At 67.6% G+C, this 25,450-nt stretch carries 25 protein-coding genes; 11 read left to right on the top strand and 14 right to left on the bottom strand.

Annotated elements, in window-relative coordinates; all coding sequences use genetic code 11:
• Position 1 precedes the first annotated feature (1 nt).
• The 4 genes from ATO6_RS09075 to ATO6_RS09090 are packed head-to-tail and all read left to right on the top strand — an operon-like array spanning position 2 to position 2,656.
• The gene (locus tag ATO6_RS09075; protein ID WP_088623671.1) at positions 2-499 is read left to right on the top strand and encodes a GNAT family N-acetyltransferase; all 498 of its coding nucleotides are present in this window, start codon (positions 2-4) and stop codon (positions 497-499) included.
• Between the two features lie 31 nt (positions 500-530).
• The gene (locus tag ATO6_RS09080; protein ID WP_088623672.1) at positions 531-1,220 is read left to right on the top strand and encodes a molecular chaperone DjiA; all 690 of its coding nucleotides are present in this window, start codon (positions 531-533) and stop codon (positions 1,218-1,220) included.
• Entirely contained in the window at positions 1,220-2,245 is a 1,026-nt protein-coding gene (locus ATO6_RS09085) for an endonuclease/exonuclease/phosphatase family protein (RefSeq protein WP_088623673.1), read from the top strand. Before ATO6_RS09080 ends, ATO6_RS09085 begins: the two co-directional genes overlap by 1 nt.
• 36 nt (positions 2,246-2,281) lie before the next feature.
• On the top strand, positions 2,282-2,656 hold the full coding sequence (locus tag ATO6_RS09090; RefSeq protein ID WP_088623674.1) for a hypothetical protein: 375 nt from the start codon (positions 2,282-2,284) through the stop codon (positions 2,654-2,656).
• 39 nt (positions 2,657-2,695) lie between these two features.
• Here the strand turns inward: ATO6_RS09090 and ATO6_RS09095 are convergent, their stop codons facing one another.
• The 4 genes from ATO6_RS09095 to ATO6_RS09110 form a co-directional block, all read right to left on the bottom strand.
• A complete protein-coding gene (locus ATO6_RS09095) occupies positions 2,696-4,240 on the bottom strand; it encodes a Ppx/GppA family phosphatase (protein ID WP_088623675.1) in 1,545 nt (514 codons plus the stop codon).
• Between the two features lie 83 nt (positions 4,241-4,323).
• Positions 4,324-6,501 carry an RNA degradosome polyphosphate kinase gene (locus ATO6_RS09100; RefSeq protein ID WP_088623877.1) on the bottom strand — a complete coding sequence of 726 codons (2,178 nt, stop codon included), beginning with the start codon at positions 6,499-6,501 and terminating at the stop codon, positions 4,324-4,326.
• 57 nt (positions 6,502-6,558) lie between these two features.
• Positions 6,559-7,248, bottom strand: coding sequence for a DnaA/Hda family protein (locus ATO6_RS09105; protein WP_088623676.1), 690 nt, complete (start codon positions 7,246-7,248; stop codon positions 6,559-6,561).
• 9 nt (positions 7,249-7,257) lie between these two features.
• Positions 7,258-8,349, bottom strand: coding sequence for an AI-2E family transporter (locus ATO6_RS09110; protein ID WP_088623677.1), 1,092 nt, complete (start codon positions 8,347-8,349; stop codon positions 7,258-7,260).
• Between the two features lie 160 nt (positions 8,350-8,509).
• On the opposite strand from ATO6_RS09110, the gene ATO6_RS09115 reads away from it, so the two are divergent.
• On the top strand, positions 8,510-9,334 hold the full coding sequence (locus ATO6_RS09115) for a helix-turn-helix transcriptional regulator (RefSeq protein WP_088623878.1): 825 nt from the start codon (positions 8,510-8,512) through the stop codon (positions 9,332-9,334).
• A 248-nt stretch (positions 9,335-9,582) separates the two neighbouring features.
• On the opposite strand, the gene ATO6_RS09120 is transcribed toward ATO6_RS09115, so the two are convergent.
• Entirely contained in the window at positions 9,583-10,950 is a 1,368-nt protein-coding gene (locus ATO6_RS09120) for an FAD-dependent oxidoreductase (RefSeq protein ID WP_088623678.1), read from the bottom strand.
• Positions 10,951-11,598: 648 nt separating this feature from the next.
• Between ATO6_RS09120 and proS the strand changes: the two genes are divergently transcribed.
• Positions 11,599-12,936, top strand: a complete 1,338-nt coding sequence (gene proS / locus ATO6_RS09125) for a proline--tRNA ligase (protein WP_088623679.1) — start codon at positions 11,599-11,601, stop codon at positions 12,934-12,936.
• 100 nt (positions 12,937-13,036) lie between these two features.
• Here the strand turns inward: proS and ATO6_RS09130 are convergent, their stop codons facing one another.
• The gene (locus tag ATO6_RS09130) at positions 13,037-13,594 is read right to left on the bottom strand and encodes an ester cyclase (protein WP_088623680.1); all 558 of its coding nucleotides are present in this window, start codon (positions 13,592-13,594) and stop codon (positions 13,037-13,039) included.
• Positions 13,595-13,714: 120 nt separating this feature from the next.
• Complete coding sequence (locus ATO6_RS09135) at positions 13,715-14,617, bottom strand: LysR family transcriptional regulator (RefSeq protein ID WP_088623681.1); 903 nt, start codon at positions 14,615-14,617, stop codon at positions 13,715-13,717.
• Between the two features lie 142 nt (positions 14,618-14,759).
• Here ATO6_RS09135 and ATO6_RS09140 point away from each other — a divergent pair, with 142 nt between their 5' ends.
• The 5 genes from ATO6_RS09140 to ATO6_RS09160 are packed head-to-tail and all read left to right on the top strand — an operon-like array spanning position 14,760 to position 18,541.
• A complete protein-coding gene (locus ATO6_RS09140) occupies positions 14,760-15,335 on the top strand; it encodes an NADPH-dependent F420 reductase (protein WP_088623682.1) in 576 nt (191 codons plus the stop codon).
• A gap of 21 nt (positions 15,336-15,356) precedes the next feature.
• Positions 15,357-15,776 (top strand): DoxX family protein, encoded by a 420-nt coding sequence (locus ATO6_RS09145; protein WP_088623683.1) that lies wholly within the window; start codon positions 15,357-15,359, stop codon positions 15,774-15,776.
• A gap of 48 nt (positions 15,777-15,824) precedes the next feature.
• Positions 15,825-16,649: a 4,5-DOPA dioxygenase extradiol gene (ygiD, locus tag ATO6_RS09150; protein ID WP_088623684.1), complete on the top strand. Its 825-nt coding sequence runs from the start codon at positions 15,825-15,827 to the stop codon at positions 16,647-16,649.
• Positions 16,650-16,661: 12 nt separating this feature from the next.
• A complete protein-coding gene (locus ATO6_RS09155; protein WP_088623685.1) occupies positions 16,662-17,627 on the top strand; it encodes a glutathione S-transferase family protein in 966 nt (321 codons plus the stop codon).
• The gene (locus ATO6_RS09160) at positions 17,624-18,541 is read left to right on the top strand and encodes a VOC family protein (protein WP_254919102.1); all 918 of its coding nucleotides are present in this window, start codon (positions 17,624-17,626) and stop codon (positions 18,539-18,541) included. Before ATO6_RS09155 ends, ATO6_RS09160 begins: the two co-directional genes overlap by 4 nt.
• Before the next feature lie 45 nt (positions 18,542-18,586).
• On the opposite strand, the gene ATO6_RS09165 is transcribed toward ATO6_RS09160, so the two are convergent.
• The 7 genes from ATO6_RS09165 to ATO6_RS09195 form a co-directional block, all read right to left on the bottom strand.
• A complete protein-coding gene (locus ATO6_RS09165; RefSeq protein WP_088623686.1) occupies positions 18,587-19,978 on the bottom strand; it encodes a TRAP transporter large permease subunit in 1,392 nt (463 codons plus the stop codon).
• On the bottom strand, positions 19,978-20,556 hold the full coding sequence (locus ATO6_RS09170; protein ID WP_088623687.1) for a TRAP transporter small permease subunit: 579 nt from the start codon (positions 20,554-20,556) through the stop codon (positions 19,978-19,980). Before ATO6_RS09170 ends, ATO6_RS09165 begins: the two co-directional genes overlap by 1 nt.
• Before the next feature lie 150 nt (positions 20,557-20,706).
• Positions 20,707-21,801: a TRAP transporter substrate-binding protein gene (locus tag ATO6_RS09175; RefSeq protein ID WP_088623688.1), complete on the bottom strand. Its 1,095-nt coding sequence runs from the start codon at positions 21,799-21,801 to the stop codon at positions 20,707-20,709.
• A 256-nt stretch (positions 21,802-22,057) separates the two neighbouring features.
• Positions 22,058-22,522 (bottom strand): VOC family protein, encoded by a 465-nt coding sequence (locus ATO6_RS09180; protein ID WP_254919103.1) that lies wholly within the window; start codon positions 22,520-22,522, stop codon positions 22,058-22,060.
• A gap of 4 nt (positions 22,523-22,526) precedes the next feature.
• The gene (locus ATO6_RS09185; protein ID WP_088623690.1) at positions 22,527-23,141 is read right to left on the bottom strand and encodes a dihydrofolate reductase family protein; all 615 of its coding nucleotides are present in this window, start codon (positions 23,139-23,141) and stop codon (positions 22,527-22,529) included.
• Positions 23,141-23,764, bottom strand: coding sequence for a TetR/AcrR family transcriptional regulator (locus tag ATO6_RS09190; RefSeq protein WP_088623691.1), 624 nt, complete (start codon positions 23,762-23,764; stop codon positions 23,141-23,143). The genes ATO6_RS09185 and ATO6_RS09190 overlap by 1 nt, the downstream gene beginning before the upstream one ends.
• Before the next feature lie 213 nt (positions 23,765-23,977).
• A complete protein-coding gene (locus tag ATO6_RS09195; RefSeq protein ID WP_088623880.1) occupies positions 23,978-25,363 on the bottom strand; it encodes an MORN repeat-containing protein in 1,386 nt (461 codons plus the stop codon).
• Positions 25,364-25,450 lie beyond the last annotated feature (87 nt).

A 25,450-nucleotide genomic window follows, 5' to 3' on the forward strand; every position in this document is an offset into this window, starting at 1 on the left:
GATGTCCGGCTTTTCCATCCGGCCCGTTGTGGCCGCTGATCATCCGCAGATACTGGCGTTCTGGAATCCGATCTTTCGCGACACGCTGGTGACCTTCGCCAGTGTCGAGAAGACGCCTGAGACGCTGGCCGACTATGTCGACGGGCGGGTGGCGAAGGGACGCGCGTTTCTCGTCGCGGTCGACGGCGACACCGTGCTGGGCTTTGCCACCTACGACCAGTTCCGGGGCGGCGATGGATATGTCCATGCCATGGAACACACCGTCATCCTGGCCGAAGCGGCGCGGGGGCGGGGTGTCGGCCGGGCGCTGATGACGGCGATCGAGGATCATGCCCGCGCGGCAGGCGCGCATACGATGGTGGCGGGCATTTCAGGGGCCAATCCGGCCGCCGTCGCCTTTCACGCGGCCATCGGATACGCCGCCTGCGGGCGTATGCCGCAGTCCGGGCGCAAGTTCGGACAGTGGATCGACCTGATCCTGATGCAGAAACTCCTGTGATTCCGCGCCGCAGCGGATAGAGTGCGCGCGCATGTCGATATGGACCCGCATCGCCGAAGCCATCGCCGCCCTCGCCAAGGGCGAGGGGCTGGCGGCCGTCTTCGACAAGCTGCGCGGCCCGCGCGAGCAGAGCGTCGGTTTCGCCATCGCCGTCATTGCGCTCGGCGCCAAGATGGCCAAGGCGGACGGCACTGTCAGCCGCATCGAGGTCCGTGCCTTCCGCGAGGTTTTCCAGATCGCGCCCGAGGACGAGCGCGAGGCCGCGCGGGTCTTCAACCTCGCCCGGCAGGACGTCGCGGGCTTCGAGGTCTATGCCGAACGGGTCGTTAAGATGTTCGGGCAGAACCCCGGCATGCTCTGCAACCTGATCGAGGGCCTGTTCTACATCGCGATGGCGGATGGCGAGTTTCATCCGGCCGAGGACGCCTTCCTGCAGCGCGTGGCCGAGATCTTCGGCCTCGACGACCGGGCCTTCCGGCGGCTGCGGGCGCGTTTCGTCCCCGAGGCGGAACACGATCCTTATGACGTGCTGGGGGTCGAGCGCGATGCGGCGATGGACGACATCCGTTCGGCCTATCGCGCGGCGGTGCGCGAGAGCCATCCGGACCGCCTGATCGCGCAGGGGTTGCCCGAAGAGGCGGTGAAGATGGCCGAGAAGCGGATGGCGGACATCAACCGGGCGTGGGAGGAAATCCGCGTGGACCGGGGCGCGGCGGCCTGATGCGGCTCGCGACCTGGAACGTCGAGTGGTTCAACTCGCTGTTCGACGATGCCGGTCAGCTCTACATGGATGACCGCTGGTCGGCGCGGCGCGACATCACGCGGTCGCAGCAGTCCGAGGCGATCGCGACCGTCATGACCGCGCTCGATCCGGACGGGATCATGATCATCGAGGCGCCGGACCACAACGGGCGCCGGGCGACCGTGCCGGCGCTGGAGGGCTTTGCCGTGGCCTTCGGGCTGAGGGCGCGGCGGGCGCTGATCGGTTTCCCGAACGACACCCAGCAGGAGATCGCCTTTCTCTACGATCCGGACCGGCTGACCGTCCGGCACGATCCGCAGGGCGATCCGACCGGCAAGAAGGGGTCCGGCGCCGCGCCGCGGTTCGACGGGGTGTTCCGCATCGACCTCGACATCGACGCGACCGAGGACCTCGTGCGGTTTTCCAAGCCGCCGCTCGAGCTTGCGATATCGACGGCAAAGGGCTTCGCCTTTCGCGTGATCGGCGCGCATCTGAAGTCGAAGGCCCCGCATGGCGCGACGGGCCGGGACGAGATCATGCGCCTGTCCATCGCCAACCGGCGCAAGCAGCTGGCGCAGGCGATCTGGCTGCGCGAGCGGCTGACGGCGCATCTGGAGGCGGGCGAGCCGCTGATCCTGATGGGCGATCTGAACGACGGTCCGGGGCTGGATGAATACGAGCACCTGTTCGGGCGGTCCTCGGTCGAGATCATCATGGGCGGCGAGGGCGAGGTGCCGCTGACCGACCCTCATGCCATGCAGGCGCTCAGCAGCAAGCTGGCGGCCGCGCCGACCTCGGCCCGGTTCCTGATCGGGCCGCAGGGGCGGTATCTGCAGGCGCTGCTGGATTACATCCTCGTGTCGCCCGACATCGCCGCGCGGGCGCCAGTCTGGCGCATCTGGCATCCGTTCGACGACCCGGCCTGCTGGGAGAAGCCGGAACTGAGGGACGCCTTGCTGACGGCGTCGGACCACTTCCCGGTGACCATCGACATCGACTTGTGATTTGGGCTGCGCCGACCGATCGCCTATATTGACGTCATGTTACGCGTTCTGCTGCCCCTTGTCCTGACACTGTCCCTTGCCGCGCCGGTACCGGTCGCGGCCCAGGACGAGGGCGGGCGCAGCCTTATGGAGCGCGGGGCGGAATTGTTCTTTCGCGGTCTGATGTCCGAGATGGAGCCGGCGCTGAGGGACCTCGGCGAAATGGCGGAGGAGGTCGGGCCGGCGCTGCGCAGCTTCGTCCGGGAAATGGGACCGGCGCTGAGCGATCTGATGAAGGAAATCAAGGACTTCAGCGCCTACCACCCGCCCGAGATCCTGCCGAACGGCGACATCATCATGCGGCGGAAAGAGCCTCTGCCACCCGACGCGACGCCGGAAACGGTCGAACCGGGAACCGAAATCGAGATCTGAACCGGGCTGGACTCCGGCGCGGTCGCCGCAGAGTGACGATCAGGCGCGCAGGCGGATGTCGGTCTGCGCACCGAGCGATGCGGCAAGCGATGCAAAGCGCGACGCTGCGACCTCGCCGAAGAGCGGCCATGCGGCTTCGGTCAGGCGCAGTTCCAGCACCTTCTTCTTCGGGAACCAGCGCAATTCGCCGATATCGGCGTTCCGGTCAAGCCACAGCATCGCGCCGAACCGCATCGCCTTGCCCAGCACCTCGGCCTGAAGCTGGTCCTCGGGCGGGATCAGGTCGTAGAGGTCCTCGAAATGGGTGCCCTCGCGCTTGTTGCGGTAGCGGTGCAGCAGGGCGAGCCCGAGGAAGACGCGTTCCGAATGCTTGAGCCCGCCGAGGTTGGCGCGCGTGGCGTTGTCGAAGCAGACCTCGGCCCGGTAGTCGGGATGCGCGCGCCACGTCACGTCGTGCAGCAGGCAGGCCGCCTTGACCAGCCGGATGCGTTCCGGCTTTGCCGAGCGGAACAGCGGCTGGATGAACTCGTAGAGCGTCCGGCCGAAGCCGGGCAGGCGGGCGTCCTTGCGTTCGGCAAAGCGGCAGGCCTCGATCAGCGGATCGCGGTCGCGCAGTTTCTGCGGCATCTGGCGATAGAGCATGCCCTCGCGGATGCCGTAGGACGACACGGCGATGTCGTGGGGGCGGAAGCTGCGGACGACCTCGGTCAGCACCTCGGAGGCGAGCGGGACCAGCGACATCCGGTCCTTGGAGATGCCGCAGCGGGCGCGCAGCGCATCCGGGTCCTGTTCGGCGATATAGGCGGCGGTGTCGCGGATCGCCTTGGCGGACATGCGGTATTCGTGCAGCACGTGCAGCGGGTATCCCAGCCGGTCCATGTCGATCCGGGCGATGGCGCGCCACGACCCGCCGACGAGGAACAGGCGGTTGCGCTGTTCGCCCAGCTTCTCGTGCAGCTTGGCGACGTGTTCCTTGATGAACGCCTTGCGGCCCTTCTTGCCGCCCGGCACATCCGCGAGCTTCAGCGGCCCGAGCGGCGAGGTCTCGCGCTTGCCCACGGTGCCGCCCGCGATCTCGGCCAGTTCCATGGAGGAGCCGCCGATGTCGCAGACCAGCCCGTAGGAGCCCGGCCAGCCGAGCAGCACGCCCTGCGCGGACAGCAGGGCTTCCTGATTGCCCTCGATGACGTGGATCTTGAGCCCCGTGACACGTTCGACATCGGCCACGAATTCCGCGCCGTCCTCGGCCTCGCGCACGGCGGCGGTGGCGACCGCGGTCAGCGGTGTCGCCTCCATCCCGTGGGCCAGCAGCTGAAAGCGGTGGATGGCGGCCAGCGCGCGTTTGCGGCCCTCGGGGTTCAGGCGGCCGGTGTCGGACAGGCCCTTGCCGAGCGCGCACATGATCTTTTCGTTGTAGAAATAGGCCGGGCTGCGCGCCGCGCCGTCGAAGACGACAAGCCGGACGGAGTTGGAGCCGACGTCAACGACGCCGACACGGCTGAGCGCGCGCGCCTCCGGGTCCTCGAACAGCGGGCGGCCAAAGGGGCCCCAGTCAGGCGCTTCGGCGTCGGGTGTGGCGTCCATGAGCTCTGCTTGCGGCTGCAACTTCCGCGCCTTTATTTGCAGCGCTGCGGGGCAGCGTCAACCTTCGACCGGTTCACGTGGCGTCACTGGCTGTCGTCGTGGGTCAGTTCCGGCACGTCTTTCGCGCCTGCCGACCCCCGGCCCGAGAGCGACGGATTCTCCATGAAGAACCGGTGGCAGTTGAACGCGGGGCCATCGGCGGGCAGCGTCGCGCGCAGGAACCGTCCGTTCGGCTGCATCACCCAGCTCTGCGCCGTATCGGCGAGGTTCGCGGCCATGATCTGGCGCACGATCTGCGCCTTGACGGTCGCGTTCTCGATCGGGACCAGCGTCTCGACCCGGCGGTTCAGGTTGCGGCTCATCCAGTCGGCGGACGAGATGAAGACGCGGGCCTTGTCGTGGGGCAGGCCGTGCCCGTTGCCGAGACAGACGATGCGCGAATGTTCCAGGAACCGGCCGATGATCGACTTGACGCGGATGTTCTCGGACAGGCCCTTGATGCCGGGGCGCAGCCCGCAGATGCCGCGCACGACAAGGTCGATCCGCACGCCCGCCTGGCTGGCGGCATAGAGCGCGTCGATCACCTCGGGTTCGATCAGCGAATTCATCTTGGCCCAGATCCGCGCCGGACGGCCCGCGCGGGCATGCTCCGCCTCGGCCTCGAACATGCGGATCAGGTCGGCCTTGAGCCAGTGGGGCGAGATCGACAGCTTTTCCAGTTCCTCCGGCATGGCGTAGCCGGACAGGTAGTTGAACACCTTGGTCGCGTCGCGCCCCAGCCCCGCATCGCAGGTGAAATAGCTCAGATCGGTGTAGATGCGGGCGGTGATCGGGTGATAGTTGCCGGTCCCGAAATGGGTGTAGGTCACCAGCCGGTCGCCCTCGCGGCGCACCACGGTCGAGATCTTGGCGTGGGTCTTCCAGTCGACGAAGCCATAGACCACGTGCGCGCCGGACCGTTCCAGCCGCCGCGACTGGTGGATGTTCGCGGCCTCGTCGAAACGGGCCTTGAGTTCGACCAGCGCGGTGACCGACTTGCCTTCCTCGGCCGCCTCGCACAGCGCCTCGACGATGGGCGAATTGCGCGAGGTGCGATAGAGCGTCTGCTTGATCGCCACGACGTTCGGATCGACGGCGGCCTGCTTGAGGAAGCGGACGACCATGTCGAAGGTCTCGTAGGGATGATGCAGCAGCATGTCCTTCTGGCGGATCGCGGCGAACATGTCGCCGTCGTGATCCTGCACCCGTTCCGGCACGCGCGGGCTGAAGGACGGCCAGAGCAGGTCGGGACGTTCGTCCAGCACCAGTTCGGACAGGGCGGAAATGCCGATCAGCCCCTCGACCTCGATCACCTCGTCGCCGCGGATGTGCAGCTCGCGCTCGATCACCTCGCGCAGCGCCCTTGGCGCGCCGGTGGAGATCTTCATCCGCACGACCTCGCCGCGGCGGCGGCGTTTCAGGGCGGTCTCGAATTCGCGGACGAGGTCCTCGGCCTCTTCCTCGACCTCCAGATCGCTGTCGCGCAGCACGCGGAAGGTGCAGTGCCCGATGGTGCGGTAGCCGGGGAAGAGCCTTTCGATATGCACCAGCAGCAGTTCCTCGAGCGGCAGGAAGCGGACGTTGCCGGGGGTCGAGGGCAGGCGGACGAAGCGGGCGATCTGGTGCGGGATCGGCAGCAGCGCCATCAGCGTGCGCCGGTCCTTCTTGCGCTCCAGCATCAGGGCCAGCGAAAAGCCGAGGTTCGGGATGAACGGAAACGGATGCGCCGGGTCGACGGCCAGCGGCGACAGCACGGGAAAGACCTGGTCCAGGAACACTTCGCCGAGGTGGTCGAGGTCGGCTTCGGTCAGGTCTGCGCCGTTCAGGATCGAGATCCCGGCCGTCTGCATCTCGGCCGTCAGCGTGCCGAGGACGCGCTGCTGATGTTCCATCAGGCGGCGGGCGTCGTCGTTGATCAGGACCAGCTGATCGGCGGGGCTGAGGCCGTCGGCGGCGGGGGTGGTGTTGCCTTCCTTCGCCAGCTCGCGCAGGCCGGCGACGCGGACGGTATAGAACTCGTCCAGGTTGGTGGCGCTGATCGACAGGAACCGCAGGCGTTCCAGCAGGGGCACGCGGGTGTTCTCGGCCTCCTCCAGCACGCGCCAGTTGAAGCCGAGCCAGCTGAGCTCGCGGTTGAAGAAGCGTGCGGGGCCGGTGAGGTCCAGATCGGGGAGATCCTGACCCGAGTCGGGTTCCGAGTGGAGAAAGTCAGCCTGTGTCATGGCTGCCTTTTCGTGTGTGTTCATGACAACCTGATGACGGTTTCGGCCCGTATCAGTCTACGTGTCTTCGCCCCGCGCTTCCAGTTCCGTAAGTGCCCTTGCGGCAAGCGGTCGGGTGATTGTGCGGCGTTCCGCCAGCGACAGGTCGTCGATCCGCGCCACCACATCGCGCGCGGCGGCAAAGGACCGGTCCATCCGCGTCAGCAGGTAGGGGATCACGTCCGGCGCGGGGGTGATCTGGCGGTCGACGAAGTGCTTGGCCAGCACTGCCGTCAGCAGCTGGTCGTCGGGCGGGTCGATGGCGACAGAGGTGGCGGCCTGCATCCGGCTCAGCAGGTCGGGCAGGGCGGTGCCCCAGCGTGAGGCCGGGCGGTCCGCGGTGATGAGCAGCGACGCGCCCTCGGCCAGAACGTGGTTGTGCAGGTGGAACAGTGCCGTTTCCAGCGCGCGGTTCCCGGCGACCTGCTGCGCGTCCTCGACCGCGACGCAGCCGGTCGCCAGCGCGTCGATATCCGCCGTGTCCAGCGTCCGGGCGGGCACGATCCGGGCGTCGGACCTGGCGGCCCAGACATGGGCGAGGTGGGTCTTGCCCGCACCGGCCGGGCCGGTGATCATCAGCTTGCCGCCGGGCCAGTCCGGCCAGCGGTCGACGGCGGCCAGCGCCACGGCGTTGGCGGGCGCGGCATAGAAATCCTCGCGCCCGAGCGCCGGGCGGGCCGGAAGCTGGAAGCTGAGCTGCTGTGCCATGACGGGCCTTCAGTCGTCCCCGATCGAGGCTTCGATCCGCGTCATCTCGGTCGGATCGCCCCGGTAGAGGCGGCTGTCCTTGTAGCTGGCGATCACGAAGCGCGCGATCACGCCGAGCGCTGCGGCGACCGGAACCGCGACCAGCATGCCCACGAAGCCGAAGAGCGAGCCGAAGACCGACAGGGCGAAGATCAGCCAGACCGGGTGCAGCCCGACGCTGTTGCCGACCAGCTTGGGGGTCAGCACGTTGCCCTCGATCACCTGTCCCAGCACGAAGATGCCTGCGACCAGCCCGATCGACACCCAGTCCCCCCAGAACTGGAACAGGGCTAGGCCGATGGCCAGCGCCCCGCCGAAGACCGCCCCGACATAGGGGATGAAGGTCACGAGTCCGGCGATCGCACCCACGATCAGGCCGAACTGCAGCCCGACGATCATCAGCGCGACGGCGTAATAGGCGCCGAGGATCAGGCACACGGTGCCCATGCCCCGGATGAAGCTGGCCAGCGTCTGGTCGATTTCGGATGCCAGCCGCCGGATCGTCGGCGCGTGTTCGCGCGGCAGCAGTTCGTCGACCTGCGCGACCATCCGGTCCCAGTCGTAGAGCAGGTAGAAGGCAACCACCGGCACGATGACGAACAGCATCACGATGTTGATCAGCGTCGCGGCGGAACTGAGCGCGGTGTTCAGCAACTCTCCGCCCTTGGCCTGGATCGTCTCTCCGACCGCCGTCAGAGACTGGCGCAGGGTCGACCCCTGGTCGAGCAGTTCGGGGAAGCGGGCCGTCAGGAAGGCCTGCAGATCCTTGAACACCTGCGGCGCGATGTCGAACAGCGCGACCGCCTGGTTGATCAGGGTCGGCACCACCAGCAGGGCCATCAGGATGAAGATCAGGATCGCGGAAAGCGTGATGGTCGCCGTCGCCGCCGCCCGGCTGAAGCCCGCCCGTTCCAGCCGGTCGGCCACGGGATCGAGGAAATAGGCCACGGCCCCGCCCAGCACGAAGGGCAGGATGACATCGCCCAGCCACCACAGCGTCAGCAGAAAGATCGCCGCCGCGATCCCCCAGTATTTCAGTTGGTCGCGAACCGGCAGGGTCATGCGCTTATCCCGTGTTTCCCTGCCTATCTCGCGCCCGCGGCGATGAAATTCAAGTCCCCAGCATCGTCTCGACACCCGCGCGCCGCCGGTCCAGAGTGACTGCCACGATCGGAAGGAGCATGATCTGCAAGACCGAATGCCACCGCGCGGGCCGATGCCGATGCCGGATCGGGACGTAGCGCCCACCGTCCGCAGGGCCGCCCCGCATCCGGACGACGACGCCGTGATGCAGGCGCTGTGCCGGATCCCCGAGGCTGCGACGGTGCAGGAGGTGTGGGATCTGCTGACCCGGATGCTGGCCGGGTTCGGGTTCGAGCGGGTCAATTATGGATACACCCGGTTCCGGTCCGGTCCGTCGATCGGTGACCCCGACGATGTCCTGTTCCTGTCGACTCATGCGCTCGACCGGGTCCGGGCCTTTCACGAAAGCGGTGTCTACCTGCGCAGCGCCGACTACCGCTGGGTGCGCGAGAACGTGGGCGCATGTCCGTGGGACTGGGTCTGGAAAGAGCGCGCGGCGGGGCGGCTGTCGGCCGAGGAATGCCGGACCCTCGAAGAGATGGGAACGGGCCGGGGCAGGGCGGGCTACACGATCTCGTTCCCCGAAGGCGCGCCGCGTTCCAAGGGGGCCATGGGGCTCGCCGCCGGTCCGGATGTGACGCAGGCCCAATGCGATGTCCTCTGGGAGGTGTCTGGCACGCGGATCATGGCGCTGGCGCATGCGGCCCATGCCCGGCTGACGCACCTGCCGGTGCCCTCGGCCCGCGCGGCGCTGACGGTCCGGCAGCGCGAACTGCTGGAATGGATCGCCGACGGCAAGACGTTGCAGGACATCGGGGTCATCACCGGGCGGTCCGTCTCCGCGATAGAAAAGACCCTGCGCCGGGCGCGCGAGGCGCTGATGGTCGAGACGACGGCGCAGGCGGTGGCCAAGGCGGCTTTCCTGAACCAGATCTTCGTGCGCGGCTGCTTCGAGGCCGAGTGATCCGGGCAACAGGTGCGGGTTTCCGCACTTTCCGCGCGACGCGCGGCGGTGCAGGGTCCGGCAACCCCGGACCGGTTCTGCCCGGACCGGGGCAGGGTTCGTCCGGGTCGCGATTTCGGCCGCACGGGCAGTCCGGTCCGCGCGCGGGTGATTTCGCCCCGTGCGATCCCCGGTCGGCACAGTATCCCCATACGCCGGCCGGTCCGGGGTGGCGGTCGCGGTCTCGCGCCGGGCCGCCGCCCCATTCGCTAGTGAATGCGCACGCCCTGCCGGGTCAGTTCGGCCTGCACCGCGCCGATGTCGACCGCGTCCGCATCCCGCCCCGTCTTGACCGCCAGTGCCGCCGCCACGCCCGCGCCCTGTCCGGCCACGGCGCAGCAGGACATGTTGCGCGTCGCCGCATGCGCGATCCGGTCTCCGCCGGTGGACCGGCCCGCGACCAGCAGGTTCCTGACCCCCTTCGGCAGCATCGACCGATAGGGGATGTGCATGTAGCGCCCGGTCGTCGGCAGGATCAGCACGCCGTAGCCGTCGATGAACTCCGGGTAGATGCCGATGCTGTCGTCGAAACGGCCCTCGTGGCGGACATCCTCTTCGGTCATGTTGTAGATCGCGTCGATCTTGCGGGTGTCGCGGATGCCGATGGTCATGCCGAAGTTGCGCAGTCGCGCGCCCTCGCAGCCCGGCGTGAAGGCCTTGAGCGCCTCGATCGCGTGCATCGCCTGCCTGCGGCCCTCGATCTCGAACTTCGTCAGGCTGTCGGGGTCGGTGCCGTCGCAGCCGTCGAGGTGGATGACGTTCATGTAGGTCAGCTCGCCCGAATCGTGCATCGCGCCCCATGTGCCCGCGATGGTCTTGAGATGGGCGGGGATCAGCCCCTCGTCGCGGGCGCGGGCGAAGGGCTTGGCGAGGAACGGCGAGAACATCGCGTCCTCTTTGCCGTCCGTCTCGACGTTCCATTCGCCCGAGCCGCGCCAGTCGGCATAGGTCTGCGGATCCTGCCGGATGCCCTCGAGGAACTTCGCCTTGTCGACGCCCGCCATGTGGAACATGACCGACGCGCCCTGCATGTGCTCGACCGGGGTCTTGCGGGTTGGCGCGCCCGCCCGGTGCGCGACGTCGGCATCGCCGGTGGCGTCGATCACCACGCGGGCGAGGATCGCCTCGCGCCCGGCTTTGGATTCCACGATCACGCCGGTGATCGCGTCACCGTCGAGGATGGGGGCGGCAAACTGGCGGTGCAGCATAGGGTGGATGCCCGCCTCCTCGATCAGCCGGTCGGCGACCAGCTTGAAGCCCTCGCTGTCCAGCTCGTAGCTGAGCGACTGGCTCTCGGGGACCGCCGCGCCCATTTCCTTCGCGCGATCCTCGAACTCGCGCCCGATGCCGCCGGCCTCGACTGTCTGCTCGTGGCGATACCATGCGAAGCCCTCGACCCCGACGGCGGTGATATTGCCGCCGAAGCAGCCGAACCGTTCCACCAGCGCGACCCGGACACCGGCCCGCGCGGCGGCCAGCGCGGCGGACAGCCCGCCGGGGCCGGAGCCCACGACGAGCACGTCGGTCTCGTGGATCACGGGGGTCTGGCGGGCGGGTTCGGAGATCGAGCGGGTCATCGTGGCCTCGGCGGTTGCGGTCGCGCGACGCTGCGCCGGGGGTGGGGGTGTCGTCAATCTGTTACGTTCGGGTCGGGGTGGGCGCGCGCGCCCTGGCCGGGCAAGCCTGCCCGTGGGGAGGCGCGCGGAACGACTGAACGGTGTGATTTATGCCGGGCACATACCGCTTCTGCCACAGGTCTGCGCGCGGGTGACAAAGCGCCTGCCCTCGGGACGGGCAGGCGCTGCGCGGCGGGCTTCGCCCTTGATTCCGCGCGGTCGGGGCAGGGGACGCGGCCGGGAAGGGCGACCGGGATAAGGTTGCGGCGTCGGAGAAGGCACGCGGTCGCGCCCTGGCCCTTCACCGCAAGCGCACAGGCCGGGCAAGCGTGCCCGTGGGTGGGCGCAGCCGCCGATGGAACGGCGCGCTTGATCCCGGCCACATACATCTTCTGCCCAAGGTCAGGGCGCGGGTGACACAGCGCCTACCCGCCGGGACGGGCAGGCGCTCGGCGCGGCGGCTTCGCCTTGACTCCGCGCCGGGTCGGACAAAGCACCCTGCGGGGTCACAGCCACCCGCAGCACGGCCCAACCGCGCAACCCCGATTGCCTGCCCGCACCGTTTCGCCTAAACCGCCCGAAACGCCGCAATCCACAGCAAGGTCCGCAATGCGCCTGTCCCGCTACTTCCTGCCCGTTCTCAAGGAAACCCCCGCCGAGGCGCAGATCGCCAGCCACCGGCTGATGCTGCGCGCCGGGATGATCAAGCAGCAGTCGGCGGGCATCTATTCCTGGCTGCCGCTCGGCTTCAAGGTTCTCAAGAACATCGAACGGATCGTGCACGAGGAACAGCAGCGCGCGGGCCATATCCCGCTGCTGATGCCGACCCTGCAATCCGCCGACCTCTGGCGCGAGAGCGGGCGCTACGATGCCTATGGTCCCGAGATGCTGCGCATCCGCGACCGGCACGACCGCGACATGCTGTTCGGCCCGACCAACGAAGAGATGATCACCGACATCTTCCGGTCCTACGTGAAAAGCTACAAGGACCTGCCGCTGACCCTCTACCACATCCAGTGGAAGTTCCGTGACGAGGTCCGCCCCCGTTTCGGCGTGATGCGCGGCCGCGAATTCCTGATGAAGGACGGCTACAACTTCGACCTGACCAAGGAAGACGCGCTGCACGCCTACAACCGGCACCTCGTCAGCTACCTGCGCACCTACGAACGGATGGGCCTGCAGGCGATCCCGATGCGCGCGGACAGCGGCCCGATCGGCGGCGACGACACCCACGAGTTCCTCGTGCTGGCCGATACGGGCGAGAGCGAGGTGTTCTACGACAGCGCGGTGACGGACATCAGCCTTGGCAAGCGGGACATCGACTATGACGACGTCGCCCAGTGCCAGGCGGTGCTGGAGGAATTCACCTCGCTCTACGCCCGCACGGACGAGACGCATGACGAGGCGGTCTTCAACCAGATCCCCGAAGAGCGCCGCCGCGTGGCGCGGGGGATCGAGGTGGGGCAGATCTTCTACTTCGGCACCAAGTATTCCGAGCCCATGGGCGCGACCGTTCAGGGCCCGGACGGCAAGCAGACCCCGGTTCACATGGGCTCGCACGGGATCGGCGTGTCGCGTCTGCTGGGCGCGATCATCGAGGCGAGCCACGACGACAAGGGCATCATCTGGCCCGAGGGCGTCACGCCCTTCCACGTCGGCATCGTGAACCTGCGGCAGGGCGATGCCGAGGTCGATGCGGCCTGTGATGCGCTCTACAAGAGCTTCACCGCGCTCGGGCTGGAGCCGCTCTATGACGACACCGACGAGCGGGCAGGGGGCAAGTTCGCGTCGATGGACCTGATCGGCCTGCCGTGGCGGATCACCGTGGGCCCGCGCGGGCTGAAGAACGGGGTGGTCGAACTGACCTCGCGCCGCACCGGCGAGAGCGAGGAGATGACGCCCGAGGATGCCGTCGCCCGGATCGCGGCGATCTACGCGGACCACTGACATGCGAATGGCGGAGGGGGTGACCCGCTCCGCCTGATCTGTATTCTCTGGCGCCCGACGGCACCGGGATCGCAGGCCCCGGTGCCAGCCGGGGTCCGGCTTATTCGGCCAGACCGATCTGGCGATAGAACGTCTGGTTGTCCCAGAACAGGTATTCCTCGTCCATCACGCCCTCTGCGGTCCAGTGGCCCACGGTGGCCATGGTCAGCTTGTAGGCCTTGCCGGTCGGTTCGATGACCTGGCCGTTGCCGATGTTCATCGGCTGCGAGAAGGTGCCTTCGATCACGCCGACCACGCCGGTCCATTCGCCCTGACCAATGCGGATCGGGTGGGTCTCGATCCGGGTGTCGGGGGCGAAGGAGAAGAAGAACTTCAGATCGTCGATATGCGTGTCCAGCCCTTCGCTGACGCGGCCGTCGGGCCAGTGGACCTTGATGTCGTCGGCATGGCTCTCGTGCAGGCGGTCCCATTGCTGGCCGGTGAAGACCTCGAAGTCGAGCGTGTCGAAGGTGTCGAGGTTCCTGGCGATGCGCGCGTCCTCGGCCTGCCGGGTGGCGAGTTCCGAGAGGGCGGCGGTCACGGCGGCGTTGTCCTGCGCCATGAGCGGGGTGGACATCACGGCGGCGAGGGCCGTGGCGAGCAGGGTGGTGCGGGTCATTGCGGTGTCTCCTTCTGATCCCTCAGCGCGGGGATGCGCTGTGATGGGCTCAAGCTAGGAGGGATTTATTTTCTGCGAAATGTTGGTTTTATGGAGTGAATTTCGTCAAAATGTTCTTAATCACTGATCCAGAACGCAGGTCGCCCGGATGTCCGCCAAAGCGAAGTCGATTAGCGTGCGGATCTTGCGCGGGACCGACCGCCCTTCGAGATAGACGGCGCTGACCGGTCCGGTCTCGCTTTCGTAATCGGGCAGGACGGGCACCAGTTCGCCGCTGTCGAGCCGCTCGCCGATCGCGAAGCGCGGCGCGTAGGCGATGCCGAGGCCGGCCGAGGCCAGTTCAAGCGCCGCGCGGGCGGAGTTCACGCGGAACCGGCCGTCGACCGTCACGGCGTGTTCCGTGTCGCCCTGACGAAAGGTCCAGCGCCGGGGGACGCGCCGGTTGGTGTCGACGATGCAGGCGTGTCCGGTCAGGTCCTGCGGCGTCGCCGGGCCGCCATGCGCCGCGATATAGGCCGGGCTGGCGACGGCGACCGAGGCGAACCGCCCCAGCCTGCGGGACTTGAGCGACAGCATCTCAGACTGGCCCAGCCGGAAGGCGAGATCGATGCCGTCGCGCGCGAGGTCGACATAACTGTCGGACAGGCGCAGGTCGATCTTGAGGCCGGGATGCGCGGCGGCGAACCGGCCCAGCATTCCGGCGAGGTAGAGTTCGCCGAAGGTGATCGAGGCCGAAACCCGGATCACGCCCGACAGTTCGCGTTCCTCGGCGGCGACGCCGCTCAGCAGGTCGTCGAGGTCGTCCAGCAGGGCGGGGGCGCGGGCCAGCAGGTCTTCGCCCGCCGGGGTCAGGCCGACGCGGCGGGTGGTGCGCTGGAACAGGCGGACACCCAGCCGGGCTTCGAGTTCGGCGACGTATTTCGACGTCAGCCGGTTCGACATGCCCAGCTGATCGGCGGCGGCGGTGAAGGAGCCTGTCTGTGCCGTGGCCACGAAAGCCCTGAGTTCGTCGACGATGTCCATGCGGGTGTCCGTGCCTGCGTCAATTGAGAACGTATCGGAGATAGTGACTGAATAAATCCTCCATTTATGGCGGTAATGGCAAGCCCTAGATTGGCTCCAGACAACACAACGGCCGCCACGTTGCGGCAGAACTGGAAAAGCCATGAAACTCACCATCATCGGAAACGGAAACATCGGATCCGGCCTTGCCGGTGCCCTCGCCGGGGCCGGCCACAATGTCACGACGGTCGATCAGGGCGACGACATCGCCGCCGCCGTCGCAGGCGCAGAGGTCGTGATCCTCGCCACCCCCTATGGCGCCGCGGCGGACATCGCCGGGCTGGCCGATTTCGCGGGCAAGACCGTCGTGGACGTGTCGAACCCGATCACCGCCGATTTCTCGGGCCTGCTGGTCGGCCACGACACCTCGGCCGCCGAAAGCATCGCAGCGCTGCTGCCGGGCGCGACGGTGGTCAAGGCCTTCAACACGGTCTTCGCCCAGCACTACGCCTCGGGCCTCAAGGTCGCGGGGACGCCGATCCAGACCTATGTCGCCGCAGACGACGACGCGGCGCGGGACACGGTGATGGCGCTGGCCAAGGACATCGGCCTCGCCCCCGTCAGCGCCGGGCCGCTGAAGAACGCCCGTTACCTCGAACCGCTCGGCTTCATGAACATCCAGTTCGGCTACGTGCTGGGCATGGGCCCGACCGTCGCACCGCAATGGCTTGCCGCCTGACATCCTGAAAGGACCTGACCGATGAACACCACCAGCACCGACTTCGCCGCCTTCCTGCTCCGCGTCAGCACGGGCATCCTGTTCCTCGCGCACGGGCTGATGAAGGTCATGGTCTTCACCGTCCCCGGCACCGTCGGCTTTTTCGAAAGCCTCGGCCTGCCGGGTGTGCTGGCCTACCTCGTGATCCTGGCCGAGATCGGCGGCGGTCTGCTGCTGATCCTCGGGGTCGCGACCCGGCTGGTGGCGATCGCGCTGATCCCCGTCCTGCTGGGCGCCACATGGGCGCATGGCGGCAACGGCTGGAGCTTCTCGGGCGCGGGCGGTGGCTGGGAATACCCGGTGTTCTGGACCGTCGCGCAGGTTTCTGTCGCGCTTCTGGGTGCAGGGGCCTTTGCCCTGCGCATTCCGGTGGTGCAGAACACCCTTGGCAAGTTCGCGTAACCCTCCGGGCCGCGCCTGACGGCGCGGCCCCCTTCAAGGACAACGGACATGAGTATCGCACACGACCTGCAGAGCCTGCGTGCCCGGCTGGCGCCCTCCGACAGGATGCCGCTGGTCTTTCTCGGGCATGGCAGCCCGATGAACGCCATCGAGGACACCGCCTTCAGCCGCGCGTGGTCCGATCTTGGCAAATCCCTGCCGCGGCCCAAGGCGATCCTCGTCGTCTCGGCCCACTGGATGACGCGGGGCACGACGCTGGTCGATGTCTCGGCCATGCCGAAGACGATCCACGATTTCTACGGCTTCCCGCAGGAGCTTTACGACCAGACCTATCCGGCGCATGGCGATCCCGACCTCGCGCGGACGGTGGCAACCCTGCTGGCCAGCCACCATTCCGACGTGGACGACACCTGGGGTCTCGACCACGGGGCGTGGACGGTGCTCAAGTTCCTCTACCCCGAGGCCGACGTGCCGGTGTTCCAGATCTCGATCGACATGGGCCGCGACCTCGCGCACCAGCTTGAGATCGGGCGCACTTTGTCCGAACTGCGCGACCGCGGGGTGCTGATCCTCGGCTCGGGTAACGTCGTGCACAACCTGCGCGCCATGCGGCCCGGCGGGCGGCCCCAAGACTTCGCGCTGGAGTTCGACCGGCTGTTCACCGACCGGCTTGAGGCGCGTGATCTCGCGGCGCTGGCGGACCGGCCCAAGCTGGGATCGCTGCTGCAGATGGCGCATCCGTCGGTCGATCACTACATGCCCGCGCTGACCGTGGCTGGCGCGTCTGACGCCCGTGACGAGCTGACCTTCATGACCGACGCCATCGACCTCGGGTCGGTGTCCATGCGGTCCTACGTGTTCCACGCGGCCTGAGGAGGGACGACGATGCTGGTCGACGGTAAGTGGTCCAGGAACTGGGACCCGGTGCAGAAGGCGGACGAGAAGGGGCGCTTCGTCCGCCAGGTCTCGACCTTCCGCAACTGGGTGACGCCCGACGGCGCGCCCGGCCCGACGGGCGAGGGCGGGTTCAAGGCCGAGGCCGGGCGCTACCGGCTCTACGTCGCCTTCATCTGCCCCTGGGCCTCGCGCACGCTGATCGCGCGCAGCCTCAAGGGGCTGACGGAGGTGATTCCGGTGACGGTCGTGAACCCGGTTCTGGATGACGAGGGCTGGTCCTTCGGCGGCTATCCGGGCGCGGACGAGGATCCGCTGTTCGGGGTGCGGCATATCCACGAGCTCTACACGCGGGCCGATCCGCATGTGTCGGGCCGGGCCACGGTTCCGGTGCTCTGGGACGAAAAGACCGGGACGATCGTGAACAACGAAAGCGCCGACATCCTGCGGATGCTCGATACGGCGTTCGAGGGGATCGTGCCGTCGGACCTGCGGCTCTATCCCGCCGACCTGGCCGCGGAGATCGACGCGCTGAACCCGCGCATCTACGACCTGCTGAACAACGGCGTCTACAAGGCCGGGTTCGCCTCGACGCAGGAGGCCTATGACGAGGCCAACGCGGGCGTCTTCGCGATGCTGGACGAGCTTGAGGCGATGCTGACCGGCGATTTCCTGTTCGGCGACCGGCTGACCGAGACCGACATCCGCACCTTCGTCACCCTGATCCGCTTCGACGCGGCCTATCACGGGCTGTTCAAGACCAACCGCCGCCAGATCGCGGACTATCCCCGGCTGCAGGCGTATATGGAGCGGATCTATCGCCTGCCGGGCGTGGCCGGGACCGTGAACATGGATCACATCACGCGCGGCTACTATTCGATCAAGGCGCTGAACCCCAAGCGCATCCGGCCCGAGGGGCCGGGCCATATCCTGAAGCTGCTGGAGACCGCCGCATGAACCGCAGACACGAGGCCGCCGCGCAGGACGGGGCGTGGGGCAGGCTGATACACCGCCGCACGTTGCTGAAGGGGGCGGGTGCCATGGCGCTGGCCACGGGCCTGCCGCGTGCCGCCGCTGCCGCCAACGCGCTGCCGATGTCCGCGCCGATCCACATCGGGACGGTGGGGCTCAAGGTGCGGGACGCGGAACGGGTGTCGCGCTGGTACCAGACCGCCGTCGGCCTGCGCGAACTGTCGCGCGACGGCGCGGTAATCCGGCTGGGCGCGGGGGACGTGCCCCTGCTGACGCTGACCCAGCAGGAGGGGCTGCTGCTGGCCTCGCGTGGCGAGGCGGGGCTGTTCCACACGGCCTTCCTGCTGCCGTCGCGGCAGGACCTCGCGCGGTGGATCGACATGGCCATCGACGAGGAGGTGCCGGTGGACGGCGTCGCGGACCACCTGGTGAGCGAGGCGATCTACCTGACCGATCCCGAGGGCAACGGCGTGGAAATCTACGCCGACACCCCGCAGGAGACGTGGCAATGGCGCGGCGGGCAGGTCGAGATGGCGACCGATCCGCTGGACGTGGAGGGTATCCTCGGCACGCTCGGCCCCATCCGGCTGCCGTGGACCGGCGCACCTGCGGGCACGGTCGTCGGGCATGTGCACCTGAAGGTGGGCGAGGCCGAGCGCGCGGCGCGGTGGTGGGTGGACACGCTGGGGTTCGATCCCGTCCGGTCGCGTGGGCAGGCGGTGTTCCTGTCCACCGGCGGCTACCATCACCACATCGCCGTCAACGAATGGATGAGCGCGGGGGCCGGGCGGCGGTCCGAGGGGGCGACGGGGCTCGACTTCGTCGAACTGCGCCGAAGCGGCGGCGGTGCGCCGGGGCGGTGGACCGACGACTGGGGCACCGAGATCCGGATAGTCTGACAAGGTGGCGAGGGGACGGGTTCCGTCCCCTCATTCGTTCCGGGCCTAGCCCGCGAAGACCCTCGGCAGCCATGTGACGATGCCGGGGAAGGCGAAGAGCAGGGCGATCGCCACGAGCTGCAGCATCACGAAGGGGATGATCCCCTTGTAGATCGCCGAGGTCGGCATGTCGTCCGGGGCCACCCCGCGCAGGTAGAACAGCGCGAAGCCGAAGGGTGGCGTCAGGAACGACGTCTGCAGGTTCACCCCCACGATCACGCCCAGCCAGACCGGGTCGATATCCAGCGCCAGCAGAACCGGCGCGGTGATCGGGATCACGATGAAGATGATCTCGAACGTGTCGAGGATGAAGCCGAGGAAGAACATGATCAGCATCACGACGGCGACGGCGGCCAGACGCCCGCCGGGCAGGCTGGACAGGAATTCGTGCACGAGGTTGTCGCCGCCCATCATCCGGAAGACGACGGAAAAGACCGAGGCGCCCAGCAGGATGACGAAGACCATGCTGGTGATGGTCGCGGTCGAGATGACGGTGGATTTCAGCACCTCGAAGCTGAGCCGCAGCCGCAGGGCTGCGAGGATCATCGCACCGACCGCGCCGACGGAGGCCGCCTCGGTCGGGGTGGCGATGCCGCCGAGGATCGAGCCGAGCACGGCGAGGATCAGCAGCAGCGGCGGGACGAGGGCGACCAGCACCTCGCGCCACAGCGTCTTGCGGTCCTCGGGGGCCACGGGGGTGGCGGGGCAGGATTGCGGATCGGTGGCCGCCTTGAAGATCACCCAGCCGAGATAGAGCGCGACCAGCAGCACGCCCGGCAGCAGCGCGCCCGCGAAGAGGTCGCCGACCGAGACGGGGACGGGGGCGAAGTTGCCCTTGGCCATCTGGACCTGGCTGTTGATGCCGGACAGCATGTCGCCCATGAAGATCAGCACGGTCGAGGGCGGCACGATCTGGCCCAGCGTCCCGCTGGCGCAGATTACGCCTGTGGCCAGCTTGGGATCATAGCCCGCCCGCAGCATCGCGGGCAGCGAGATCAGGCCCATCGTGACGACGGTCGCGCCGACCACGCCGGTCGAGGCCGCGAGCATCGCGCCGACGAGGATCACCGAGATGCCGAGCCCGCCGCGCAGGTTGCCAAAGAGCTTGCCCATGGTCATCAGCAGCTGTTCGGCGATCTGGCTGCGTTCCAGCATCACCCCCATGAAGATGAAGAGCGGCACGGCGACCAGCACCTCGTTCGTCATGAAGCCGATGTAGCGGTTCGGAAGCGAGCCGAAGTTGGAGGGGTCGAACACCCCGAACCACATGCCCGCCGCCCCGAACAGCAGCGACACGCCGGCCAGCGAGAAGGCGACCGGGAAGCCGATCAGCAGGAAGCCGATCACGCCGAAGAACATCAGGGCGGACAGAATCTCGCCAAGCAGGACGGGATCCATCAGACGGCCTCCTCTGGGGTGCCGACCGGGGTCTTGTCGGGCGAATAGCGGATCGGCTCGGGCACCAGATCGGCGCGGCCGGACAGGACAAGGATCGACCGGATGGCCATCGCGATCCCCTGCAGGGCGATCAGGACGGCAAAGGCGATGATGAAGGTCTTGAGGATGTAGAGCCCCGGCATCCCGCCCACGTTGGCCGACGCCTCGCCATAGCCCCAGGCCCGTTTCACGAAGGGGATGGAATAGGTAAAGACGACCCAGCAGAAGGGCAGCAGGAACAGGACCACGCCCAGCAGGTCGGCCATCGCCCGCGTGCGCTGACGCGCCGGGCGGTAAAATATGTCAACGCGAACGTGATCGTCACGCAGCAGGGCAAAGCCCGCGACCGCCGTGAACATCGCGCCGTTCATCCAGATGTAGAGGTCCTGCATCCAGACGTAGCTGATCGAGAAGACGTAGCGCTGGACGACGACGGTGAAGCAGACCAGCACGATGCCGAGGGCGAGCCACGAGAACACCTTGCCGATCACAAGGTTCAGACCGCAGATCAGGGCGGCCACCCTGGCTAGAACGCGCATCGCTTCTCCCTTTCCTGCGGCTGTCTCGTGATCCCGCGCTGTCCCGCCGGGCCGCGATGGCCGCGTCGCGGGGCAGGGGATATCGCAGCCCTATAGAATGCGGAATGGCCCGGACGCAATCGCCGGGCCACACGCATCGATCTTCGACGATCAGATCGTGAAGAACTTCTCGCGGGCCTGGACAAAGGCGCCGTCGGTGTCGCGGGAGCGGGTCCGCACGATGTTGAGCGACGAGATGAAGCTCTCGGCCGTCTTCTTCACCAGCGGATCGTCCGAATCGCGCAGGCCCGTCATGATTTCCTTGGCGGCTTCTGCACCGGCCTGCAGGATTTCCTCGGGGAACTGCATAACGTTGACGCCGTGATCGTTGATCAGGGTCTGCAGCGCGCGCGGGTCGTTGGCGTAGAAATCGGACGCGACCTGGTCGTATTCGGCCTGGCAGATGTCCTTGACCAGCGCCTGCAGGTCGGACGGCAGGGCCTGGTACTTGGCCTTGTCGACGACCAGCTCGGTGGCCAGCCCCGGCTCCACGAAGGAGGGGAAATAGTAATTCTTGGCAACCTGGTAGAAGCCGAGCGCGAGGTCGTTGTAGGGCCCCACGAATTCGGCCGCGTCGAGCGTGCCGGACTGCAGCGCCTGGAAGATCTCGCCCGCGGCCATGTTGGTCACGGTGGCGCCCAGTTTCTCCCACACACGGCCGCCCAGCCCGGGGGTGCGGAAGCGCAGGCCCTGCACGTCGGCCACGCCGGTCAATTCGTTGCGGAACCAGCCGCCGGCCTGCGTGCCGGTGTCGCCGGACAGGAAGCCCTGCACGCCGAACTGGTCATAGATCTCGTCCCAGATTTCCTGGCCGCCCATGTAGCGGACCCATGCGGTCAGCTCGCGCGAGGTCATGCCGAAGGGCACGCCGGTGAAGAACGACAGCGCCTGCGACTTGTTCTGCCAGTAGTAGGCGGCGCCGTGGCTCATCTCGGCGGTGCCGTCGATCACGGCGTCCAGCGACTGCAGCGGCGGAACCATCTCGCCTGCGGAATAGACCTGAACGGTCAGGCGGCCGCCCGAAGCGGCGGTGATGCGGTCGGCCAGACGCTGCGCGCCGACGCCGAGGCCGGGGAAGTTCTTGGGCCAGGTGGTGACCATGCGCCAGGTGACATTGCCTTGCGCGATCGCGGGTGCGGCCAGCGTGCTGGCGGCTGCACCGGCACCGAGCGTGCCAGCCGTGCGAATGAATGAACGGCGATCCATAGATATCCTCCCCTTGGTGTTCGTCCTGTCGCGACAGTCGAAAGACAGTCGTCCGCAGCGCACGTACTGGGGCGGAAAGCCGAAAGTCCATGCAACATCGTTGCAAAGGTGAACTGTTGATCGTGGCAATCAATTTTTCGCGGGGAGGGGTTGCAATCCTGCCCGCGAAATTTCCTTTCCTACCCGATTTTGGGGTTGCCGCTGGGTCAGCGACTCGGCCCGCGCAAGCGCGCCGGGCCGCCCTGGTGGCGCGTGCTCATGCCGCCTCGGCCGCCGCGCGCATGGCGGCGACGTCAATCTTGACCATCTGCATCATGGCCGCCATCGCGGCCTGTGCCCCGGCATTGCCGCGCGACATCAGCGTGACGGCCTCGGCCGGGACGATCTGCCAGGACAGGCCCCAGCGGTCACGGATCCAGCCGCACTGCACCTCGGTTCCGCCGGCGGCGAGGATGGCCGCCCATATCCGGTCGGTCTCGGCCTGATCCTCGGTGGTGATGCAGATCGAGGCGGCCTCGGTATGGGGAAACTGCGGGCCGCCGTTCAGGATCTGGTAGGGCGCGCCCATCAGGGTGAACTCCACGATCAGCGGCGGCTTTGTCGGGTCGGGGGCGAAGCGTCCCCGTATCTCGCTGTCGGGCAGGAGCGAGACGTAGAACTCCGCCGCCTCGTGCCCGTCGTTGTCATACCACAGGCAGGTCCGTATCGCGTTGGGTTGCACGGCCTCACTCCTCCAGCCGGAAGGTGCCGATCGGAACCTCGCCCGCCGGTTCGTAGACATTCATCTGAACCCCGGTCCCCGAGGTGGCGCTGTCGGTAAGCCTGAGCGCGCCGGGTTTGGCGACATCGCCGAAGAACCGCTTGCCGCGGCCCAGCAGGACCGGGAAGTGCCAGACCTGCATCGTGTCCCAGATCCCGGCGTTCAGGATCAGCTGCGTCATGGTCGAGCTGCCCTGCACCAGCAGCGGCGGACCGTCCTCGGCCTTGAGCGCGCTGAGCCGCGCGACGGGATCATCGCCGAGCGCCTCGGCCGGGCCCCAGTCCAGCGTGTCGGCATGGTGGGTCGCCACGTATTTCGTCGCGCCGTTGATCAGCTTGCCCATCGGGTCGTCCGGCACCTTGGGCCAGTGCGCGGCGAAGATGTCGTAGGTCTTGCGCCCCAGGACGAGGTCGAAGGGCTGGCCCATCTTTGAGCCCATCTTGCCCATCATGACCTCGTCCCAGAAGGTGACGGACCAGCCTTCGTGGGCAAAGCCGCCATCGGGGTCTTCCCCGGGGCCGCCGGGGGCCTGCATGACGCCGTCGAGCGACAGGAAAACGGCAAGATCCAGAGTGCGCATCAGTTTTCTCCCTGTGATGCGGGCTGTCCAAAGAGCAACCGCGTGTAACGGATGAGGTGGTCGATCGTCTCGGCGGCGATCGCGGTGTCGTTCTTCGCCTTGGCGAGGATGAAGGCGCCCTGGATCACCGCCTGGGTGTGCAGGGCAAAGCTTTCGGGCGTGATCCCGGTCACCCCATGCGCGGCCATCGCGGCGGCGATGTCCGGCTCCAGCGTGGCGGCATGCGCGGTGATGCCGGTGTGGCAGGCGGCGCGAATCGCCGGGCTGTCGGCATAGGTTTCCTGCACCATGGTGCCCAGCAGGCAGGTATAGTCCGGCAATTCGCCCTGAAGGATCGCCTTGCGGAACTCCAGATAGCCGATCACCCGCTCCAGCGGATCGTCGGCCCTGTGATAGGGCGCATCGTTGAAGGCCGCGCCGGTGACCTCGGTCCAGTGTTCGGTGGCCGCGACGGCCAGGGCTTCCTTGTTGCTGAAGTGATGAAAGAACGCCCCCTTGGTCACGCCCGCCGCGGCACAGAGATCATCGACGCTGGTCGCGGCGAACCCCCGCGTGCGGATCAGGCCGAGCGCGGCATCCAGCAGTGCGGTGCGGGCCGTTCCCCTGATTGCGCGCGCGGACATGGACATCTCTCCTCAATTTCAAATTACATACCAACCAGTCGGTATGTAATCAAGCCGAAAAAATCCCCGCCATTCCGGATGCACGAAACGCCGCCGGTCCGGGATCCACGTCCCCTGCTTCTTCTGGTCTCAAATACTTCGGGGGGCGCGGCCCCGGGCCGCGGCGGGGGGGGAGAGCCCCCCGGGGCGCCGCAGGCGCCGTCCGTCGCCGACCTACTGGTTCAGCGCACCGTTTTCCCACTGACCGGTCGCAACCTCGCCCGAGGCGTAACGCATGGTGCCTTCGCCCTGCCGCCGCCCGTCGCGGAACTGCCCTTCGTAGACATCGCCGTTGGCATAGGTCGCGATACCCTGTCCGGAAATCGCGCCGTCCTTCCACTCACCCTCGTAAGTGAACCCGTCCGGCATCGCGATCTTGCCCGTGCCGTCCCGCTGACCGGCCTTGAAGTCGCCCTCGTAGACAGTGCCGTCGGGATAGGTCGCCTTGCCCGTGCCCTCGCGCTGGCCGGCCACCCAGTCCCCCTCGTAGCGGTAGCCGTCGGGGTAGGTCATCACGCCGAAGCCGTCGTTCTTGGCGTTCTTGAACTCGCCCTCGTAGACCAGCCCGTTGGGGTAGGTGGCCACGCCCTTGCCCTCGATCACGCCGGCCTTCCAGTCGCCCTCGTAGGTGGCGCCGTCGGGATAGGTGATCTTGCCGGTGCCGTCGGCCAGATCCTCGCGGAAATCGCCCTCGTAGACCGAGCCGTCGGGATAGACGACCTTGCCCTGGCCCTCGATCCGGCCCGCGATCCACGATCCGTCGTAGCGATAGCCGTCCGAGCCGGTGAACACGCCCTGGCCGTGGCGCTGGTCGTCCTTGAACTCGCCCTCGTAGACATCACCGTTGGCATAGGTGACCTTGCCGATCCCCTCGCGGCGGCCGGCCACCAGCTCGCCCTCGTAGACGTCGCCATTCGGCTGGGTCAGCGTGCCGGAGCCGTTGATCTGGCCGTCCTTCCAGGTGCCTTCGTAGACCAGCCCGTCCTGCATGGTCAGGGTGCCCTGACCCTCGCGCGCGCCGCGCACGATCTCGCCCTCGTAGACCGCGCCGTCGGGATAGGTGATGGTGCCGCGGCCTTCCTTGACGCCGTTCACCCACTCGCCGTCGTAGACATAGCCGCCGGGGCTCTCCATCCGGCCGCGCCCGTGGTGCATCGCGTTGGAAAAGCCGCCCTCGTAGCGCACGCCGTTGGCGTATTGCGCCACGCCCTGGCCCATGATCTTGCCGTCTTCCCACTCGCCCTCGTAGGTGCCGCCGTCGGAAAAGACGATCTTGCCCACGCCGTGCGGCTTGCCCTTCTGGAACTCGCCCTCGTAGACCGAGCCGTTGGGGAAGCGTGCGATGCCCTTGCCGCGGATTTCGCCATCGACCCAGTCGCCGGTGTATTCGTAGCCGTTCGGCAGGCGGTAGGTGCCCCGGCCGTGCTGCAACCCGTCCTTGAAGGTGCCCTCGTAGACGCCGCCGTCGTCGTATTGCTTGGTGCGGACGTCGCCGTCCTGCGCCATCGCGGGCAGCGCGAGCGCCGCTCCCAAAAGCGCGCCGCGCAGACCGGTGCCCATGCCTGCGTTCCACCTGACGACCATGCCGTGCCCTCTTGCCCCGTTGTTCCCGTGCCGCGTGCGGTGTGGTCCCGGCGGCGTGCCGCG

This window comes from Oceanicola sp. 22II-s10i (assembly GCF_002210105.1).
Lineage (GTDB): Bacteria > Pseudomonadota > Alphaproteobacteria > Rhodobacterales > Rhodobacteraceae > Pseudooceanicola.

Excerpts from the sequence above, each read along its gene's own strand:
- ATO6_RS09075 (WP_088623671.1), top strand. The coding sequence starts at position 2 with ATGTCCGGCTTTTCCATCCGGCCCGTTGTGGCCGCTGATCATCCGCAG.
- ATO6_RS09080 (WP_088623672.1), top strand. The coding sequence starts at position 531 with ATGTCGATATGGACCCGCATCGCCGAAGCCATCGCCGCCCTCGCCAAG.
- ATO6_RS09085 (WP_088623673.1), top strand. The coding sequence starts at position 1,220 with ATGCGGCTCGCGACCTGGAACGTCGAGTGGTTCAACTCGCTGTTCGAC.
- ATO6_RS09090 (WP_088623674.1), top strand. The coding sequence starts at position 2,282 with ATGTTACGCGTTCTGCTGCCCCTTGTCCTGACACTGTCCCTTGCCGCG.
- ATO6_RS09095 (WP_088623675.1), bottom strand. The coding sequence starts at position 4,240 with ATGGACGCCACACCCGACGCCGAAGCGCCTGACTGGGGCCCCTTTGGC.
- ATO6_RS09100 (WP_088623877.1), bottom strand. The coding sequence starts at position 6,501 with ATGACACAGGCTGACTTTCTCCACTCGGAACCCGACTCGGGTCAGGAT.
- ATO6_RS09105 (WP_088623676.1), bottom strand. The coding sequence starts at position 7,248 with ATGGCACAGCAGCTCAGCTTCCAGCTTCCGGCCCGCCCGGCGCTCGGG.
- ATO6_RS09110 (WP_088623677.1), bottom strand. The coding sequence starts at position 8,349 with ATGACCCTGCCGGTTCGCGACCAACTGAAATACTGGGGGATCGCGGCG.
- ATO6_RS09115 (WP_088623878.1), top strand. The coding sequence starts at position 8,510 with ATGCCGGATCGGGACGTAGCGCCCACCGTCCGCAGGGCCGCCCCGCAT.
- ATO6_RS09120 (WP_088623678.1), bottom strand. The coding sequence starts at position 10,950 with ATGACCCGCTCGATCTCCGAACCCGCCCGCCAGACCCCCGTGATCCAC.
- proS (WP_088623679.1), top strand. The coding sequence starts at position 11,599 with ATGCGCCTGTCCCGCTACTTCCTGCCCGTTCTCAAGGAAACCCCCGCC.
- ATO6_RS09130 (WP_088623680.1), bottom strand. The coding sequence starts at position 13,594 with ATGACCCGCACCACCCTGCTCGCCACGGCCCTCGCCGCCGTGATGTCC.
- ATO6_RS09135 (WP_088623681.1), bottom strand. The coding sequence starts at position 14,617 with ATGGACATCGTCGACGAACTCAGGGCTTTCGTGGCCACGGCACAGACA.
- ATO6_RS09140 (WP_088623682.1), top strand. The coding sequence starts at position 14,760 with ATGAAACTCACCATCATCGGAAACGGAAACATCGGATCCGGCCTTGCC.
- ATO6_RS09145 (WP_088623683.1), top strand. The coding sequence starts at position 15,357 with ATGAACACCACCAGCACCGACTTCGCCGCCTTCCTGCTCCGCGTCAGC.
- ygiD (WP_088623684.1), top strand. The coding sequence starts at position 15,825 with ATGAGTATCGCACACGACCTGCAGAGCCTGCGTGCCCGGCTGGCGCCC.
- ATO6_RS09155 (WP_088623685.1), top strand. The coding sequence starts at position 16,662 with ATGCTGGTCGACGGTAAGTGGTCCAGGAACTGGGACCCGGTGCAGAAG.
- ATO6_RS09160 (WP_254919102.1), top strand. The coding sequence starts at position 17,624 with ATGAACCGCAGACACGAGGCCGCCGCGCAGGACGGGGCGTGGGGCAGG.
- ATO6_RS09165 (WP_088623686.1), bottom strand. The coding sequence starts at position 19,978 with ATGGATCCCGTCCTGCTTGGCGAGATTCTGTCCGCCCTGATGTTCTTC.
- ATO6_RS09170 (WP_088623687.1), bottom strand. The coding sequence starts at position 20,556 with ATGCGCGTTCTAGCCAGGGTGGCCGCCCTGATCTGCGGTCTGAACCTT.
- ATO6_RS09175 (WP_088623688.1), bottom strand. The coding sequence starts at position 21,801 with ATGGATCGCCGTTCATTCATTCGCACGGCTGGCACGCTCGGTGCCGGT.
- ATO6_RS09185 (WP_088623690.1), bottom strand. The coding sequence starts at position 23,141 with ATGCGCACTCTGGATCTTGCCGTTTTCCTGTCGCTCGACGGCGTCATG.
- ATO6_RS09190 (WP_088623691.1), bottom strand. The coding sequence starts at position 23,764 with ATGTCCGCGCGCGCAATCAGGGGAACGGCCCGCACCGCACTGCTGGAT.
- ATO6_RS09195 (WP_088623880.1), bottom strand. The coding sequence starts at position 25,363 with ATGGGCACCGGTCTGCGCGGCGCGCTTTTGGGAGCGGCGCTCGCGCTG.